The organism is Corynebacterium matruchotii, assembly GCF_011612265.2.
Taxonomy (GTDB): domain Bacteria; phylum Actinomycetota; class Actinomycetes; order Mycobacteriales; family Mycobacteriaceae; genus Corynebacterium; species Corynebacterium matruchotii.
In genome coordinates this window covers 931,840-951,098 of sequence record NZ_CP050134.2, presented here as the reverse complement: position 1 = coordinate 951,098, position 19,259 = coordinate 931,840, and the positions used below count along the sequence as shown (strand labels likewise).

11 protein-coding genes are annotated in these 19,259 nt (G+C 58.9%); 1 reads left to right on the top strand and 10 read right to left on the bottom strand.

All coding sequences use genetic code 11. The annotated features are described in order from the left end of the window. Positions 1 to 32: 32 nt before the first annotated feature. The 5 genes from ffh to ftsY all read right to left on the bottom strand — a co-directional run bounded on the left by ffh (position 33) and on the right by ftsY (position 6,892). Positions 33 to 1,649 (bottom strand): signal recognition particle protein, encoded by a 1,617-nt coding sequence (gene ffh, locus HBA49_RS04340; RefSeq protein ID WP_005521934.1) that lies wholly within the window; start codon positions 1,647 to 1,649, stop codon positions 33 to 35. Between the two features lie 46 nt (positions 1,650 to 1,695). Next, entirely contained in the window at positions 1,696 to 3,837 is a 2,142-nt protein-coding gene (locus tag HBA49_RS04335) for a [protein-PII] uridylyltransferase (RefSeq protein ID WP_005525957.1), read from the bottom strand. 3 nt (positions 3,838 to 3,840) lie between these two features. Then, a complete protein-coding gene (gene rnz, locus HBA49_RS04330) occupies positions 3,841 to 4,764 on the bottom strand; it encodes a ribonuclease Z (RefSeq protein WP_005526305.1) in 924 nt (307 codons plus the stop codon). Between the two features lie 75 nt (positions 4,765 to 4,839). Further along, a complete protein-coding gene (locus HBA49_RS04325) occupies positions 4,840 to 5,178 on the bottom strand; it encodes a P-II family nitrogen regulator (RefSeq protein ID WP_034995695.1) in 339 nt (112 codons plus the stop codon). Between the two features lie 163 nt (positions 5,179 to 5,341). After that, a complete protein-coding gene (gene ftsY, locus HBA49_RS04320; protein ID WP_338080830.1) occupies positions 5,342 to 6,892 on the bottom strand; it encodes a signal recognition particle-docking protein FtsY in 1,551 nt (516 codons plus the stop codon). 1,404 nt (positions 6,893 to 8,296) lie between these two features. Here ftsY and HBA49_RS04315 point away from each other — a divergent pair. Continuing rightward, complete coding sequence (locus HBA49_RS04315) at positions 8,297 to 8,509, top strand: hypothetical protein (protein ID WP_005521925.1); 213 nt, start codon at positions 8,297 to 8,299, stop codon at positions 8,507 to 8,509. 28 nt (positions 8,510 to 8,537) lie between these two features. Here HBA49_RS04315 and HBA49_RS04310 read toward each other — a convergent pair whose 3' ends face one another. From HBA49_RS04310 to smc, 5 genes are all read right to left on the bottom strand, one after another. Continuing rightward, positions 8,538 to 9,440, bottom strand: coding sequence for an alpha/beta fold hydrolase (locus HBA49_RS04310; protein WP_112767165.1), 903 nt, complete (start codon positions 9,438 to 9,440; stop codon positions 8,538 to 8,540). Between the two features lie 305 nt (positions 9,441 to 9,745). Further along, positions 9,746 to 10,573, bottom strand: coding sequence for an acyl-CoA thioester hydrolase/BAAT C-terminal domain-containing protein (locus HBA49_RS04305; protein WP_225866011.1), 828 nt, complete (start codon positions 10,571 to 10,573; stop codon positions 9,746 to 9,748). Positions 10,574 to 10,923: 350 nt separating this feature from the next. Then, positions 10,924 to 11,910 (bottom strand): acyl-CoA thioester hydrolase/BAAT C-terminal domain-containing protein, encoded by a 987-nt coding sequence (locus HBA49_RS04300; RefSeq protein ID WP_005525990.1) that lies wholly within the window; start codon positions 11,908 to 11,910, stop codon positions 10,924 to 10,926. A gap of 78 nt (positions 11,911 to 11,988) precedes the next feature. Further along, on the bottom strand, positions 11,989 to 15,459 hold the full coding sequence (locus HBA49_RS04295) for a hypothetical protein (RefSeq protein ID WP_005525728.1): 3,471 nt from the start codon (positions 15,457 to 15,459) through the stop codon (positions 11,989 to 11,991). A gap of 51 nt (positions 15,460 to 15,510) precedes the next feature. Next, a complete protein-coding gene (smc, locus tag HBA49_RS04290; protein ID WP_040431880.1) occupies positions 15,511 to 19,044 on the bottom strand; it encodes a chromosome segregation protein SMC in 3,534 nt (1,177 codons plus the stop codon). Between the last annotated feature and the right edge of the window lie 215 nt (positions 19,045 to 19,259).

The following is a 19,259-nucleotide window of genomic DNA, read 5'->3' as shown; positions in this document are numbered from 1 at the left end:
GACGCCGCACCTCCCGGCGTCGAAAAGCGTCACTAACGTGGCCGTTTCTTCTTCTTATCCACCTGGCTGAAATCGAGATTATTTAAGTCAACGCCCTCAAGCCCCTTGGGCATCGGGGGCATACCGCCGCCACCAAGCTGTTCCTGCATTTTCTGCAACTCCGCCATGCTTGGCATGCCACCACCCATGCCCGGCATGCCCCCCATGTTCGGCATACCGCCGCCCCGGGACTGCTTTGGGGGCCGACGCTTACCGTTCTTACCCTTCCGGCCCTTGGGCTTCTTCTTCGTGGCGCTCCGGCCACCGCCGAGACCCATCTGGTTCGCCATCTGCCCCATCATCTTCTTCGCCTCGAAGAACCGTTCGATGAGTTGGTTGACCTCCGTCACCGTCACCCCGGAACCGTTAGCGATCCGCCGCCGACGCGACGCATTCAAAATCTTCGGATTGTTGCGCTCCAGCGGCGTCATGCCCCGAATAATCGCCTGCACCCGATCCAACTGCTTCTCATCTATCATGTCCGCCATCGCAGACATTTGCGAACCCCCCGGCAGCATCTTCAGCAGGTTAGCGATGGGCCCCATCTTCCGAATCATCAACATCTGATTCAGGAAATCCTCCAGGGTGAGCTCACCGGTGGACAGCTTCGACGCGGTCTCTAACGCCTGCTCCTGGTCGAGGGACTTCTCCGCCTGCTCAATCAGGGTAAGCACATCCCCCATACCTAAAATCCGGTTCGCCATCCGATCCGGGTGGAACACATCAAAATCGGTCATCTTTTCGCCGGTAGAGGCGAACATGATGGGCTTACCGGTCACCTCCCGGATCGACAACGCGGCACCACCACGGGCATCACCGTCAAGCTTGGTCAATACCACACCGGTGAAATCCACACCATCACGGAACGCCTCGGCGGTGGTCACCGCATCCTGGCCGATCATGGCGTCAATGACGAAAAACACCTCATCCGGCTGAATGGCATCCCGAATATTCCGGGCCTGGGTCATGAGGGTTTCATCAATACCCAACCGACCGGCGGTGTCCACAATAACGTAGTCGTGTTTTTTCTGGCGGGCCTCCGCAACGCCTGCCCTAGCAACCGCGACCGGATCCCCATGGGAGGTGCCCATCTCGTGCTCCAGGGTGTCCAGCGAGGTTCCCGGATCCGGGGCGAAGGTCGGCACGCCCGCGCGCTCACCAACGATCTGCAACTGTTGGACCGCGCCAGGGCGCTGCAGGTCGCAGGCCACCAGGATGGGGGTGTGCCCTTGTTCCTTCAGCGAGTAGGCCAGTTTGCCGGCGAGGGTGGTTTTACCCGCGCCTTGCAGGCCGGCAAGCATGATGACTGTCGGCGGTTTTTTGGACACATTCATGCGCCGGGTTTCGCCACCAAGAATGGTGGTGAGCTCTTCGTTGACGATTTTGATGACCTGTTCGGCCGGGTTGAGTGCCTTAGAAACCTCCACGCCGAGGGCGCGTTCTTTAATGCGTTTAATAAAGCCGCGGACAACGGGCAGGGAGACGTCGGCTTCGAGCAGCGCTAACCGGATTTCCCGGGAAACCGTATTCACATCGGCTTCAGTAACCTTGCCTTTCGACCGGAGTCCAGATAAGGCGGCACTGAGGCGATCGGACAGGGATTCGAACACGGTGGGATCACTCCTTAAAAAAATTTAGCTAGCTAACCCATTCATACTAGCTGGTTGTCAGCACTCGGGTCACGTCACGTTCCACGGCCGCCCGGTCGAAGCCGGGGCGAAGACTGCATTGCACGATCATGGTTGCCCCGGGGTTGCTCATGGTAAGCCAGTGGAGTTCCGGTAACACTTCCATGAGTGTACCCAAGGCGGCCTGCCGGTCGGTGGTGCGGATTTCCAGGATATTGCCAAACCAAAAGGTGGCGGTGGTGGCGGCGATGGTGGGGGTGGTGTCCGGGAGGGCAGAGTAAACCCCGGACTTATACGCTTGGGCGAATTCTGCCTGATCGAAACCGGTTCCCAACGTGTTGTACACCGTGAATCGGGCCCGGGTGTGATCGGGTTCAACAATGAATTCGGCGGAATTAATATTCCAACCCTTAGCCGCTATGAGGGCCAGGACGCGAATACTTTCACGCAGGTAGTGTCCCACCCACCGGACGGTAGCGTTATTGGCTTCGGGCCCGGGGATGAGGTCGAGGGGCAACCCGGCGCGGGAAGTAAAGTCGTGGGGAAAGTCGAGACGTGGCGGTCGGGGTTGACTGCCGGTGAGTCGGGCGCGGGCCCGGTCGCACAGTATGGCGGTCCCGGCCCGGAGGGTGGGGGTCCAGGTGCCGGTAGCGAGGGCGTCGGCCTGGACGAGGACTCGCATGAGTTCGACGGTGAGCAGGTCGTAGCCCACGGCGTCGAGCAGTTCGGTGACCGCGTCGTCGGATTCGACGTCCCGGTGAGCCACGAGGTTGGGGATGAGGGTGTGGTGGCGGACCAGGGTGGTGACCACGGATGCGTCATGATGGTTCAGCCTGAGGGTCGCGGCCATGACGGCAACGCGGGTGGCGCCGAGTTCGGCGTGGGGGACGCCTTGTCCTTTGCCTATGTCGTGGAAGAGGGCGGCCAGGTAGAGCAGGTCGGGTCGGGCGGCGGCAACATGGTGGGCAGCACAGTTTTGGGTGACTTGGAGGCAGTGCTGGTCGATGGTTTGGGTGTGGATAGGTTCGCGCGGGATGAGGCCGCGAATGTTGTCCCAGGCGGGGACGAGGGGGGACCATAGTCCATGGTTGTCGAGTTCGGTAATGACCCGGGCGGTGTGGTGTGGGGAGGAAAGGAGGGCGAGGAAATCGCTGGCCGCGGCCGCAGGCCAGCGGTCGGGCATGGGCGGTAGGGCGGCCAGGCGGGACCAGGTGGCGGGGTGGATGGGCAATCCGGTGCGGGCGCTGGCCGCCGCGACGCGCAGCAGGAGGGCGGGGTCGGTGAGGTTGGGGTTGCGGGATAGTGAGACGCTGCCGCCGGCATCGACAACATCAATGTCGAGGGGGCGGCGTCGCTCGGGTTTTAGACTCGTTGGGGTGGTGGGCCGGAGGAGATTTCGGGCGGTGGTGAGCCCGCTGGTGAGGGCGTCGTCAATGGCACGGGCGGCTTCGGCGATAGCGCGGGAGAGCGCGTATCGATCGCGGAACCCAAGGTCAATGGCGATATCGGCGGCAAATTCCGGGTCGAGAACATCCCGAGATCTGCGGGCATGCTGGTGGAGCATGGTGCGGGTATCAAGCAGGAGGGTGCGCTGGTCGGTGAGGTCGGGGGCGTCGCACAGGTTTCCGAATGCGAGGGCGGTGAGGAGCTCATGATCCCGGAGACCGCCCCGGCCGTGTTTCAGGTCGGGGTGGGTCATGCTGACGACCGGCCCGGAGCGCCGCCACCGGGCGATGGCGATGTCGATGATGTTATCGAAGTTGCGGGACAGGGCTATCCGCCAGGTGCGTAGCACGAGTTTTCGAGTCTGCTCGGTGAGGCTGGGGTTGCCGGCAACGTGCGTGAGGTCCAGCAGCGACAGGCCGGCGACGGCGTTGTCGGCAATGATGTTGGCGCATTCCTCCGGGGTGCGCACGGCATAGTCGAGGCGAATCTTGGCGTCCCAAATGGGATACCACAGATTCTCCACCTGGTGTTTCACCGCGCTATCCAAGGCTTGATCGGGTGGGCAGATGAGGAGCAGGTCCAGGTCGGAGTGGGCGGTTAATTCCCGGCGGGCGTAGGATCCGGTGGCGGCCAGGGCGGTGCCATGCGGGAGGTGAAGGGCCGCCACCAGTTCGGTGGCGCGTCGAAAAGCTGTGCGACGAATATCCGCGGCAGGTTGCGGCATGCTTTACAGGCCTATGGTTGCGCCGTCGGCGGCGAGAACGGTGTGGGGGAAGATTGCTTGGGCGCCGGCCAGCAGTTCGGCAAGCTTCTCATCGGTGTCGTAGCGGGCGCTGAAATGGGTGAGCACGAGTTTTTTCACCCCAGCCTGGCGGGCAAGTTCGGCGGCCTGCGTGGTGGTGGAGTGAAAATATTTCTGTGCTTTATCGGGATATTCGGGACCGTAGGTGGCTTCGTGCACCATGAGGTCGGCGCCAGCGGCAAAGTCGGCGTGGCCGGGCACGAACCGAGTGTCGCCGAAGAGCACAATATCGGGGCCGGATTGGGGTGGGCCCACAAAGTCGGCGCTACGGAGCACCGTGCCGTTGTCGAGGGTGATGTCTTCGCCGCGTTTCAGCTGCCCATAGCAGGGCCCGGGCTGAACCCCATGGTCGATGAGCTTATCCACCTGCAACTCCCCTGGCTGGTCGGCCTCGGTGATGCGGTAGGCGTACGACTGTACGCCATGGTCAAGCGTGGTGTAGCGTACGGTGACGGTATCATCCCGACCCAGGGGGACTTCCCCGGCGTGGTCGAGCTCCACCACCTCCAGGGGATAGCGAATATGCGACGCCGAGGTGTTCAGGGTGACTGACACGAATTCTGCAATGCCGGGCGGCCCGTAGATCGTGAGCGGATCCCCCGGGGTGCGGAACGCCCGGCTGGAGATGAAACCCGGCAGCCCGAATGTGTGGTCGCCATGCATATGGGTGATAAAGACCCGGCTGACTTTATTCATGTTGATGCCGTGGCGAAGCATTTGGTGTTGGGTAGCCTCGCCGCAGTCGAAAAGCCAGAATTCGCTACGGTCAGGTCGGGCGTAGATCGTGGCCGCGGTATTGCGGGTACGAGTTGGGGTGCCGGAGCCGGTACCCAAAAACGTCAAGCACATAATTCATTCCTTATGGGTAGTGTCGCTGATTTTTGTCACCATTATCCCCCCACCCCCAAATAATCTGACGTGGCCTTAAATGGCGGCCACACCCCGCTCACCAGTACGAACCCGTACTAGCTCCTGGATTTCTGTCACCCATACTTTACCGTCGCCGATTTTTCCGGTGTAGGCGGCTTCCACAATGGCTGCGATGGTGTCCTCCACAATGGGGTCGTCCACAACGATTTCGATCTTAAGCTTGGGAACAAAATCAATGGCGTATTCCGCCCCACGGTACACCTCGTTGTGCCCCTTTTGCTGCCCGAAACCTTGGGCCTCGGTCACGGTCATGGCGTGCACGCCCACTTGTTCTAACGCATCCTTGATGTCGCTGAGTGTGAAAGGTTTAACGATTGCGGTCACAAGTTTCATGGCGGTCTCGGTTTCTTGAAACAGTTTCAGGTATTTAATGTATGGCCTTAGTGTAGTCACACCAAACCCCACCACAAGCGATTACTGCTCATGATGGGGTGGAATTTTGTACTTGCTCTGTAATTATAGGGGAGGACGCGCCTACCCCCACACACGTGGTGGACTATCCCAGTAGGGCGTCCACGAATCCTTCCACTTCGAAGGGTGCGAGATCGTCGGCGCCTTCGCCCAGACCCACGAGTTTCACCGGTACTCCGAGGTCTTCCTGCACCTGGAACACGATGCCGCCCTTGGCCGTGCCGTCGAGTTTGGTGAGCACCACACCGGTGATATTGACCACGTCGCCGAAGGTTTTTGCCTGCACCAAACCGTTTTGGCCGGTGGTGGCGTCGAGGACGAGAAGTACCTCATCCACCACGGCTTTTTTCTCAACAACCCGCTTGACCTTGCGTAATTGGTCCATGAGGTTGGTGGAATTGTGGAGCCGGCCGGCGGTGTCGATGAGGACCACGTCGGCGTGGGTTTCCACCCCCTTGCTCACGGCGTCAAACGCAACGGATGCGGGGTCGGCGGCCTCGGCACCGCGGACGGTGGTGGCGCCAACGCGACGCCCCCAAGCCTCCAGCTGATCGGCGGCGGCGGCACGGAAGGTGTCGGCCGCCCCGAGCAGCACCTTATGTCCCATGGACACCAGGACGCGGGCGAGCTTACCAGTGGTGGTGGTTTTCCCAGTGCCGTTGACTCCCACGATGAGAACGACCGCGGGTTTGCCATTGTAAGGCATGGCCTTGATCGAGCGATCCAGTTCGGGCTTGCAGGCTGCAATCAGGCATTCCCGCAGCATGGCGCGGGCTTCGTCCTCGCTCGACACGCCGCGTTCAGCAATCATTTCCCGCAGCTCATCCACAACATTTGTGGTGATTTTCACACCAAGGTCGGCTTGGATGAGTTGCGTTTCGATATCTTCCCACGCATCGTCGTCGAGATCGCCGGCAGACAGCATGCCCAGCACCGATCGGCCAAACACGTTTTGCGATTTCGACAGTCGACCACGCAACTTACCGATGCGCCCCACCGCGGGTTCGATCGTGTCCTGCGGTTTCGGCTCGGCATCGGCGGGTTTTGGCTTCTCCGTGGGTGCGGGGGTTTCCGCGCGGGCCTTGTCGGCGGCCTCGACGACCGCGGACGCGGCGGCGGCAGCCTCTAGCGCATCCTGCTTGTCGACGTCCTCCGGCTCGGCTTGTTCCACCACCGGGATTTCTTCGGAATCCGGCAATTCCTCGACAAGCTCGTGGAACTCATCGAGTTTTTCAAACGAGCCCTCAAGCTCCGTGTCTGCCACGTCTTTGGTCTGCTCGTCACGATCGCTTTGGGCGTTCTGGGGTGCGGGTTCTTCCTTATGGTCTTTGGTGGTGTCACTGTCGGATTTTTGCGGTTTCTCCGAAGCCTCGTCGGCGGCCACAGCCTCTTCCGGTTTTTCCTGGGCGGCGGCACGTGATTGTTGTTTCTTCCCGCGCTGCTTCTGGCGTTTCTGTGGCTTGTTCCGCTTTTGCCGACCCGGTTTCGACGGCTCCGGCTGTTCTTCCGGCTGGGGTGCCTTCGCTACCTCTTCCTTCTCCGGCTCGTCCTCTGCCGCAGGCTTCTTCGCTGGCTGAACCTCGTCGGTTTCCACAGGCTTTTTCGCCGACCGATCCTCAACGGTTTCAGCGTTCATTCCGGCGGCGTCGGCCTCCGGTTCTTCTACGGCCGATTGGTTTTCGACGGGCTCATCGTCGACCGGCTCAACCTCCGGCTGTTCCTCATTCTCCACCGTTTCCAGCTTCTCGTCTTCTGGCTCTTCGGGCTTAGTCTCCGGTTCCTCAGTCTCTGGATCCTCAGGCTTGGTGTCCTGCTCAGAATCTTCGGCAGTCTCCGTCACCGCGGCGACGGGTTCGTCTTCTTTTTCCGTTTCCCTCTCAGGCTTCTTCGTGACTACGGCCGGATCCTCGGGCTTTGCCTCGGCCTCAACCGTTAAAGTCTCGGGCTCTGCTACCGCTGCTTCCGCAACCGGTTCCGGATCCTCGTGCGGTTTCTCGCTCGCGGCGGAAGCGCTCGGGGCATCAATATTAGCCGTAGGTTGAGATGCCGGCTGGGCCGCCGTCGGGATGGCCGCAGTAGCCGATGTCTTTAACTCTTGACCAGGCAGGACGGCTTCTTCCTTCTTCGCGGGGGCGAAATTGAACCCGCCTTGGGCTTGATAATTTCCCGACTTTTCCTGTTGTGTTAATTGCTTTGGCTCATCAGTGGTCTTTGATTCAAAACTAATGGTTTTCGAGTCTTTACGACGCGAACCAAGAGCGATGATCATCATCACGACCAAAATGGCAAAGACGACAACCAGCACAACGATAATTGCAGCTTCCATGATTTCTATCTTGGCAAAAATCGCCAATCAACACACGTCACTAACTAACGACGCAGGATATGCAATTATCACGGGGGCAATCCCTCGGACTATAGACGTCGAAAAGTAAACATGGAACTACCCCCATATAGAAATAATGCTATTTAAATCATTGTGGACATGAGAAAAAAGAACGGACTAATAATGGTCCATAGGGCAATGCTAAAACCTAAACTCACCACCATCTTCGACCGAAGCGCTAACCCACTCAACGCCACTATGGAGCCGCTGAAAAAACAAAACGGGGTATACGCCGAAAACGCCACATGCATGGTAAACGGCAATATGATTATACTGGCGCTAATGAGAACAGCCAGCGCAATTCCAAGTTTATGAGCGTTAGTTTTAGTCTGTATTGAAGCCATAGCCACTGATGCTATCACCCAAATTCCCCAACGAGCTGGTAGCTTCCTGGGAATCTAATAACAGCCGGCTTGAAACAAGCAGTCAACGACCATTTTTAGCAGATAAGCAGCGACGATGCCACACCACGCCACAATAAATCAGAAATGCTACCAAGTGGGCGTGTCGTTATGTAAGCTTCATAGTCGCACGCTTATAAGAATTTCTGCACACCTTATATGGCTTCAATCCTTGAGGTAGTCCTAGGTTCACGGTAACATAAACTCAGCATTTTAATATTGTTGGCAAGCCAACAGTAAGGATTATTTATTAATGAATAACTCACACACTTATTCGCCACATATGGTCTGGATCATCGCGGGGCTTTTACTGGCAGCCGTTGGCCAACTTACCGTCTGGTGTCTTAATAATCCCAGCCTACAGGGGGTTGGTTGGGTGGCCACCGTCATTGGTGGCGTGATTGCGGTCATATCACGAACGGTTTTTACCGCCATGATTCCCGCCACAACCACCCGTGACTATTAGGCCACAACCACCCGCCATGGATATGTAATCACCGATATCTGGCAATAAATTCATTGACAGTATTATGGATTTCCACATCATGACCAACGATTAAATGCCCCCCATTTTCAAAGGGAACAAACACCTTATTAGGAAACCTACGAATCACCTTTTCCACATCTGTGAATTTAATTAGCCTATCATCCATAGCGCTGAAAATGAGGACTGGAACCGTGAGGGATTCAATCCGATAATCATCAAAATTTTTGGCCATATCCGGGTTACTAATTACCGAATCAATATAGGCGCCCGCCTTCCGTTTTTCGATGGGAAGTATCGACATAACCGAGTGCAATGGTGTGGAAGTCATCATTGCCACCACCGGGCTCAGTAAATACATAGCAATATCGTTACAGATGAATTTTGGGGGACCCATGTATTTATATTGCATTGGTTTTGTCGGACGTTTCGGCAGCGGCATTCTCGAACTATAAAGGATCACGCCTTTCACCCGCTCAGGAAAGTCCAATGCCAAACGGATAGCGTGTGTGCCACCTGCGGAGCCGCCTATCACGAAGGTTTTATCCACACCGGAATAGTCCAATAATTCCACCAATGCCCGGGCCTGTTCCTTAGGTGTCCCCTGCCCCGACACATCGCTGCCCAGATACCCAAACCGCGATGGGGCGATGACCCTACCGGGAAAACCGCAGTTCACCCCAAGCTCATAGCCTTGATCGTAACCACCAAAGATCCCGTGCAACGCCAGGAGGGTTTCCCCGCTCCCCTGATCCACGTACGTCATTCTGCCGTAACTCAAATCAGCGGTTTTCACCTGATAACGTTCCAATTGTTTATAACTTTGTTTAATTATTTTTACACCCCTTACTATCGGAATTACTCCCATAGCGGATAATGTCATCAATAATGCGCTTAACCGCCTGGTATTCATACGTATATCGTACGCTCGTTACCAGTGATGGTTATTAATAATATGGAAATAATTACTGAGATAAAACCGGGATATAGTCATCACGAGACACAAAATAATCACTGGTACGGCGCGATCCTCCAGCACCTCTCAGCGATTCTATGTCTTTCTACATGCCGTGATAGCAGTAAACGTTCATTGAAATAGTTGAAAACAACCAACATTAATTGGAATAACCAATATAATTATGCCTATCGAACTGTTTGTACTCCACTCATGGGTTTGGGCGCGTTACGACGACCAGGGCACGGACGGCGGCCTACTACCTACTTGGCGTGCCAGGCGGCTAAGCGCTCCTTCAGCAGCGTTCGGGATTGCAGCGTCGCCTCCCGGTTGCCTTCCACTGTTCCCCCCAGCATGGTTTTCCACGAATTCCCCAGCTTGGTAGCGTCCTCGGTAAACACGTGGCCGGCGTTTGGGTAGACCACAGCCTCCAGGTTTTTATTGCGCTCGCTCAGCTCCCGCACCGCCGCTTCCCCCTGCCACATGGCATCCTGGTCACCCGCAAACAATAGGCCCCGACCAGCAAACTCCTCAATCTTAATCCGAGCAGCCTCCCGATCGGGTGCCTCGGCGAGCGAAAGCTCATAGGTTTCCCGATACGACACCGGCAGGGCCAGGATGGAACGGATCGTGGTGCGAAGCGGCATGCGCAGCGGCACATAAGGTACCGGCTCGCCCTTCCATGTGAAACTCGATGACGCCCCATTGCGATAGTCGCCCAACCCCTGATAGGTGTAGGCCGAAGGGGTAAACACCACGATATTGTCGATCTCTGGGTAGCGAACCGCCAGGTTTGCCACCAGTTCGGCGCCCTTCGACACCCCCAATACCGTCAGCGGACCCTGGTGTTGATGCTGCTTCAGCCAGTCTAATGCCTCCTGGAAAAAGTCAAGCGGTACCTTCACTAATTCTGCCTGTTGGCCCGGTTGGCCGAAGAAATACAACCCCAAGACGTTATATCCTTGGTGCTGGAGTGCGCGGGCCGCATCATTATTATTGCTGCCCTCCGAACCGCCGAATACCACTATGGTTCCTGGGCGGGCTGTGCCATGAGCCGGGTAGTAGAACCCGCGTAAGTAGTTGCCTGTCACAGACTCCACGTCACCTTGTTGAGCTACGACACTACTATCACGCGGGTTCTCCCCCGGCATTTTGTAGCGATTGTGGTTATATGCGATCACCCCTGCCAGTACCAGGCACAACGCCACGACAACGCTGACGCAACGCAGTAAAATCCTCAGGAGTTTTCGCATAATAAGCACCTACTTATCTCACCACAGTTTTCATGATAACTGCCCGGATCTCACCAGGAAATGCAATTTGTCACGATTATATAATTGCGAAAATAACGCCAAGGTCAATTGTGAACATAAAAACTTTTTTATGGATAACGTTGGCAATTCGTCGCAATCAGGATTCGGGTTGTAGGACGGGTACACGCTTATCGGTGCCAGGTTTGTAGCCGCTGGAAGAGTAAGGCGTCCGATTGGGTTTTCGCCATTCGGTTGCCTTCGATAGAACCGCCAAACATCGTTGGCCATATTGGCCCATAGTGGGTGATGTCCTCATCAAACAAATGCCCCGCACCGTGGTACACCACGCCTTCCAGGTTTTTATTGCGGCTGCTTAGTTCCCGCACTGCCGTATCGGCCGGCCACATAGCATCCTGATCGCCCGCAAACAACAGACCGTGCCCGGAGAATTGTTCGATCGGGATGCGGGCAGCCTCTAGGTTGGTGGCCTCGGCTAACGCCTGTTCACTAGTTTTCCGGTACGACACTGGTAGGTTCATCACTGACCTCACCATGCTTGAGGGGAGAAATCGTAGCCGCACATAGTCGACCGGCTCGCCCCGCCAGGTGAAACTGGGCGATGGCTCCCACTGGTAATTTATCCCCTGATAGTTATAGGCCGTAGGGGTGTAGAGCACAATATTGTCGATCTCTGGGTAGCGAATCGCCAAGTTAGCCACCAGTTCCGCCCCTTTAGACACTCCCATGACAGTGATAGGTTCCTGCACATCGCCATGGTCATTAATCCACGCCAATACTTCGTCGAAAAATTCCAGCGGCACATTCGCTAAATACTGTTGCTGACCTGGTTGGCCGAAGAAATACAAACCCAGCACGTTATAGCCCTGATCCCTGACCTGTCGGGCTAATTCATCATTATTGCTCCCATCGGATCCCTTGAACACCACAACCGTTCCCGGGTGCGCGGCACCATGGGCCGGGTAGTAGAAACCACGCATATAGGTGCCAGACACTGGGGTCACGCCACCCCGGGCCGCGACGACACTACTATCGCGGGGATCGGGACCGCGGCGCTTATAGTGGTGGTAGTTATAGGCAGAAACCCCCACCGCGGTGAAGACCAGCACTGTGATGACACCCAGGACCCGCAGGAGATTCTTAGTAATTTTCCGCATGGCATGGACATTACGGCGCTGACGCCACGTCAGGGCCTAATCGGGCAGGTCACGCCAAACTAGTGAGACGCTGCTTGGTTAGGCAATGCCGGGTTTGGCGATCGCTAACGCAATGGCGTCGGCGGCAACAATGTCGGAGATCACCAGGTCCGGCACCACCTCAGCGAGCCGCGCCCATCCAGCGGTGGCGGCGTCCAAGGTCTTGTTGGAGGTGATGAGCCCGTGGGCAGACACACGAGATGCCAGGGCCAGCACCAGGGACACGACGGGGGCTAGAGCCCACAGGTTTTCTTTCGCATTCGTGTCCACCCCGTCAAGCTTGTCAAACCGGATTCGGGCCAGCGCGTACAGGGATTTATTGCTGCTCCGCAGGGTGCGCAGGAGTGTCACCGCCGACGCGATCAGGTTTTCGGAGCCCAGGAGTTCCCGCAGTTTGTCCCGCTGATTGAAGGTTTCAAATACCGCCAGTAGTCGGCTGGAATCGTCTAGCACGGCGCCCGGCACAATGTGTTCCCCGAACACCTGGTTCAGTAAGAATCGTTGTTGGGCTGGGTCCATGCCGGCCAGCATGACGGTGGTTTTGTCGATGCAGGCGGAATCCAGTGTGGTGTCGCGGGCGGTTTTTAGGGTTTCTAAAATGTTGTCACCCGCTAATGCCGCTAGTTGTTTCTTCACTTCTTCCACCTGGGGTTTGGCCGCATCCGGGTAGCCTTCAGCGCCGAACAAGTGATCGAGTTGCCCGAGTAGTTCCAGGGTGCCTATCCACGCCGCAAGGTGCAGATCCGCGTCCATGGCTTCGCTGCCCGGCGTCCCGGTGAAGCGGCAACGCACCAGACCGGTTTCGATAAATCGGCCGGGTTGCTGGGCGGATTTGACCAGTGATTGGGAAAGGCCGCGCAAGGACGCATCCGGGTTGGCTTGGAACACGGTGCGTACCGCTTTGATGGTTTCGGGCCGATGTCCGCCACTGGCCAACATGTCCCACAGCACCGGCATCACCTGGGGATCGGTGGGGATGGTGTCGTGGCTTCCCGAGATGAACGCCGAGAGAGTGCCGAGCACGCCGTCGTCGGTTCCGAAGAATCCTTCCTGCTCTAGCACGGTGGCCTCCGGGCCAGGGCTCACCGGGGTGTGGAGCACGGTGAAGGGGTCACGCACGTGTACCTGCACTATGAGGTTGCCGGCGTCAACATATTCTTCCGGTAATGCTACGGCGCCATCGACCACCGGGAAGGTGTCGGCCGGATGCCAGGGGGCGGTTTCTGGCCATACCCACACGCCTAGGTTTTGTTGTTCGGTGCCGGTGACGGTGAGGGTTCCACCGTCCAGGGTCACGGCCACAGGTTCGGTGGTTTCCACATCGGCGAGGGTGACGGAGATGCGTTTGTTGTTGCTGGGGTCGGTCCATTCCAGGTCGATGCGTCCCCGCGACAATACCGTGGTTGTCGAAACTAGTTTCGATACGGGTACCACATAGGTTATGCCCCCGTCTCGGCTTGTGAGTTTCGTGGTTTTCACGGGTTGCCCGTGGTGGTTGCGCACCGAGATTTTCGGGTCTTCCAGTTCGCCGGCGCCCCGCACCCGGATGGTGCCCTCCGTGTCGATCATGCGTGGGTGCAGCAGCATGCGGCTGGCCCGCCACATGGGCGGCTCGGTGAGCAGCGGTAGTTCGAAAATTAGGCGTGGGGGGTTGAAGCGTAGCGGCAGGGAGTCGCCTTCTTCGGTACTCACCACGAAGTCGGCGCCAGCTTCCTGGGAGGAGACATGCACCTTGTCCGGTTGGACGGTAAAGGGTTTGTTGCCGGGTTTCACGATGAGGGTGGCTTCGCTGAGTCCCCCACCGGCGGGAATGCGGCAGGATCCGCTGGAGCCGGCGTAGGTGGTGACGGCCAGCATGCCTTCCACGATGGCAAATTCGTGGCGGAAGGATTCGTTGCGAGGACCACGCATACGCACCAGATATTCCCCCACCCATGGCGCGTCATAGGCGTCCGGGTCGAGGACGTGGAATACGCCTCCTTCGGCCGGGACTTCTAGGGGTTCCGGTTGGGTGATTTCTTCACCTGCGAGACCGGCGCCGCCGAACGCGGAGATGGAGAGGTGCCAGATTTCGGTGTCGCCCGAGGGCGTGGGGGGAAATTCGGCGACGAGGGATTGGGAGTGAACTTTGAGCCCACCCAGGGTGGTGACGTGTTTGATGGCCTCGTCGGGGGTGCGGAAAGTGACTCGTTGCCGTGGGTCAACGACGCGCAGGAGTTTCAGGTCGGATTGGGTGGCGGTAGCCGCAGCATCGAGGCTGGCTAGCGAGTCCACTCCATCGAGGATCACATTGTGACAGACCCAACCGTCCCAGCCGTCAATGGTGAAGGAGCTGACGGGCTGAATGTCCATGTCATGTACCACGTCGACAAGTCGGTTTTCGGCGGGGATGAGGGCACGAATCCGCTGGTGGTGGAGAGATTTCTTGTCAGTGACAGAGCCGCCGCGTTTGTTGAACAGCAGTATGGGGTCGTTGGTATTGACCACCGGCACGTTCCAAGTGATGTGGTTGGATAGGTCTTCGACGGTGACTTCCCGCACGGGGCGGGGCAAGGTGATGTCGAGGGATTCGGCGTAGCCGGTGACGTCCCCCCAGGCGCGACCGGTGCGGTAGACGGTGGTGGAGCCTTCGAGACTGACCCGCCAAGTGATTTCGCCGCGGGCCGGGACGCGTTGTTCCGGCAGGCGGAGGCATACTTTTTTACGGACGGGGTCGAGAATGAGCCGGGGCCGGAGTTCCCGGTTGGCGACCCCCACGGCGGCGGCCCGGTCTTCGGTGCCAACGGGTCGTTCGCGGAGTTCGGCGGCCACGGCATCGGCGATGGCGATGGGGAGTTGCGGTTCTAGGTGTTTGCGGTCGCGGTCGAACCAGGATTGGGGGTGGGTGATAGTGAAGTCGCGTAACGCCATGACGCCTTGGTATAGGGTCGCGGCATGGGGGCTGACCTGGTGGAATCCCGAAAAATAGTGTGGGAGCTCCAGGTCGTCGATGGTAGGGTTGTCGTGCTTGGCGGCCACGGTGTCGATGGTTTCGAGCAGTTGCGGTATTTCGGTGTTGACGAATCCAGCATGCCAGCAGAGGACGGTGACGGGGTCGGTATCGAAGGCGCTGACCTGCATATTGGTGAGGTATTCGGCGAGTTTGTCGGCGAGAATGCTGTCGATTTGTGATTCCGACACCAGGTCGTTGAGGCCAATGCCGCCGAGGTATTCCCGGCTGAAAGTGTCTGCCGCCACGAGTTTTTTGGCGCGGGCAGTGAGCGTGACCAGGAAGAGAGCAGGACTGAGCGCGGTGAGTTCGGCGAGGTTACCGCCGGCGGCGAGTTGGCGGGCGAGGAAGATGCCGTAGAGTTTTTCAATTCTTTCCACCTCGTCGCTGGCAAGATCCAGGTCGCCGATGATTGTGACGTTCGGGTGGTTGAGTCGTTGGGCGAGTTCCAATTCGGCCTGGGTCGCCCACCCCAAGAGGGAATCGGTGACGTCCTTGATGGGGTGCTCAAACTCGCTCATGAACTGCGAAATCCTTCCTATATGAAAAAGTATTAATCAGCATTATAGTGTTTAGCTTTGCGACGACTGGGGCGCAGGCGGGTTGGCAAGGTCGCCGGGCGTCATGCGCTGGGAGATTACCCTAGTGATGCCGTCGCCCCGCATCGTCACACCATACAGCACGTTTGCCACATCCATGGTGGGTTTTTGGTGGGTGATGACGATGAGCTGGGAGTCTTTGCGTAATTCCACGAATAGGGCGATGAGTCGCCGGAGGTTCACGTCGTCAAGCGCAGCCTCTACTTCGTCCATGACGTAGAAGGGTGAGGGGCGTGCCCGGAAAATGGCCACGAGCATGGCCAGGGCGGTGAGGGATTTTTCGCCGCCGGAGAGGAGCGAGAGGCGTTTGACTTTCTTTCCTGGTGGGCGGGCCTCGACCTCGATGCCGGTGGTGAGCATGCTGCCGGGTTCGGTGAGGACGAGTCGGCCTTCGCCGCCCGGGAAGAGTGTGGCGAACACTTTGGGAAATTCGGCTTGGACATCGAGCCAGGCGTCGGTGAAGAGTTGCAGAATCTTGGCGTCGACGTCTTCGATCACGTCGGTGAGGTCTTTGCGCGCCTGCTCCACATCGTCGAGTTGGGTGGAAAGAAACTCATAACGTTCTTCTAATGCTTTGTATTCTTCCAGCGCAAGGGGGTTGACCTTACCCAGTGACGATAAATCTTTCTCCGCCTGCTTCAGGCGTGCCTTCTCGTGTTTGAGGTCGAATTCCGGCCCGGGCGTGTAGTCGCGCATGATGTCGGTGACGGGCACCCCGAGTTGTTCCACGAGTTTGGTTTGGGCTTCCTCCATGCGCACCTGGGCTTGGCTGCGGGCGATTTCCATGTTGTGGGCGTTGTCGGTGAGCCGGGTTTGTTGCGTTCGCAGCGCGGTTACCTGATCCTTGGCCGTGGCCAGTCGGGTTTGCACCTGGTTGCGGCGGGTGATGGCGGCGTCCCGGTCGGAGGTGGCGCGTTCGGTGGCGTCGGTGGCGCGAGCCAGGAGGTCCCGGGCGGCGTCGGCCACGACCCGAGCCAGGGCCGCTTGGGCACGGCGGCGCGCCATGGCCTGCTCGTGGCGGGCCTTGGCCTGGCGTTCCTGTTCCGCCTGCCGAAACAGGTTGGTGCTCTTGCCGCGGACGGATTCGGCGCGTTCCTCCGCGGTGCGAAGCGCCAATTGAGCCTCCAGTTCCATGGCTTTGACCTGGGCGAGCGCCTGGGCGGCGGCGTCGCGGGCCTGGGTGGTGGGTTCCTCCAGGTCGGTATCTTCTTCCACCCGGGCGAGCCGGTCGGTGGTGTCGGCGAGTTTGTGTTGCAGTTCCGCCAGTCGGGTCGCAGCCTGCATGGCGTGCCCGGTGGTGCGTTCGTATTCCTTACGGTTGGCTGTCACCTGGGATTCCAGGCGTTTGAGGTCCCGGGTGAGTTCGGCGACCCGGGTTTCCTGCTCTTGTAACGCGCTGGTAGCGCCGGCGGCCCGGATGCGGGCGTCTTCGGCCGCTTGTTTCGCGCCGGCGAAGGTGCCGGCGAGTTGGTTCAGATCGGCGTGGGCGTCGGCGAGTTCGGCTTGGGCCGTGGCGATTTGGGCGGTGATTTCCACAGCGCCGCGGGTGCCCCGACCGGCAATGAACCAGCCATCACCCACAAGCACGCCGGTGGGGGTGACGGCCTTGAGGCGGGCGTCGGCGTCGACGATGGCACAGGCGCTGTCGAGAGTTTCGGCCCACACGACGTCGGCAAGCAGGCGGGAAACGGTGGCGGCGTAGTCGGCGTCGACGTCGATGTGGTCGATGAGCCAGGCGGCGTCGGCCGGCAGGTCGGCGTCGAGGTGCCAGATGCCGCCGGTGCCGGGCAGGATGACCGCGGTGCGGGGCACGGATTCGGGAATGGTAGCCAGCGCATTCCTGGTAGTCGCGTCGAGGCGGGTGGTGCCGGTGACCGCTTCGCTGAGTGCCCCGAGTGCCAGGGCCAGGGCACCGTCGACGCCGGCGGGGGCGGTGGGGCGGATCGTGATGTGCTGGGCGAGTGGGGTGAATTCGTGGGTGACGCCGCTGGCTTTGGTGAGGGAGTCGCTGAGGGCACCGTGCGTCACCGGCACGGTTGCCCGCAATGTTTCGATGCGGGATTCCAGGCGGGACACGTGCCGTTCCAGGTTTTGTTGTTGGGATCGCACTTGTTCTAGGCGTTGTTCGGCTGCCTTTGCCTCGGCATCGGCCCGCACATGGGTTTCACGCAATGGTTCAGTGTCGAGGGTGAGCCGGGCAAGGGTTTCGCCGAGTTCTTGGTGCTGCGCCTCGGCTTCCTGCAGCCGGGTGAGGGTTTCGGCCACGAGTTCGTCGTGGCGGGTGATTTCTTCCTCTAGCGCCGTGACCTGGGCGCGTTGGGATTCTTCCTGCGCCAGCAGCCGGACGATTCCCTCGCGTCGGTCGGCCAATGCCCGCACCTGGGCCAGGTGTTCCCGATCGGCTTGGTCGGCGGCCTCCTGGCGAATGGCCACCTCGTCCCTCATATTGTCGAGGCGTTCGGCGGCAATCTCGACGTGGGTGGCGAGCTCCTGATATTCGGCGGCGGCCCGCTGGGCACGTCGTTCTAATTGGTCCGGGTCCTGGCCGGCGTAGGGGGTTTCTTGGAAGCTTCCCACCCGGTCGTCGGCAATGCGTTTCGTGGCGGATATGCGTTCGACCAGGGAAGAAAGGTCGAACCAGAGTTGTTGCGCGGCGTCGGCGGCAGGGGCGGCGACGGCGAGTTCGGCTTCTAGGTTGGTGTGGATTTCGGTGGCCACATCGAGTTGGGTGGTGACCTCTTCGACTTGGGCGAGCAGCATGGCCGTTTGCTCCTCGGCGCTGCCGAGTTTTTCTTGCAGTTGGGTGAGTTCATACCCAGCAAGTCTGAGTCGGGCTTCGCGCAGGTCGGCCTGGACGGTAGCGGCCCGGCGCGCGGCTTCGGCTTGGCGTGCGAGGGGTTTGAGTTGGCGGCGGAGTTCGCCGGTGAGGTCGGTGAGCCGGTCGAGGTTGGCTTGCATGCTGACCAGTTTGCGTTGGGCTTTTTCTTTACGACGGCGGTGTTTGAGCACGCCCGCGGCTTCTTCGATGAAGGCTCGGCGTTCTTCTGGTCGGGATTCGAGTATTTGGGAGAGTCGGCCTTGGCCCACGATGACGTGCATTTCTCTGCCGATGCCGGAGTCGGAGAGGAGTTCTTGGATGTCCATGAGGCGGGCTTTGCTGCCGTTGATTTCGTATTCGGAGGCGCCGTCGCGGAACATGCGGCGGGTGACGGAGACTTCGGTGTAGTCGATGTCGAGGGCGCCGTCGGAGTTGTCGATGGTGAGGGTGACTTCGGCTCTGCCTAAGGGTTTGCGGCCGCCGGCGCCGGCGAAGATGACGTCTTCCATTTTGCCGCCACGGAGGGTTTTGGCGCCTTGTTCGCCCATGACCCAGGCGAGGGCGTCGACGACGTTGGATTTGCCGGAGCCGTTGGGTCCTACTACTACGCAGATGCCGGGTTCGAATTTTAGGGTGGTGGCGGATGCGAAGGATTTGAATCCTCGTAGGGTCAACGACTTCAAATACACTTCAGTCACCTTAGCAGACAGGGCGGGCGTGGGGGTTGGTGGTGCGAGGCAAATCCCCCACACTCACAACTTACCCCCATAACAAACTATCAGCATTACTGCTTTCTGGTTTTATATCCTAATTTACCCCCAATCACCCCCATTCACGTTATATAAGAACACGCCACAAATAATATTAATTTTCCATTATTTTAGCAGGCAATCTCCATCATTTC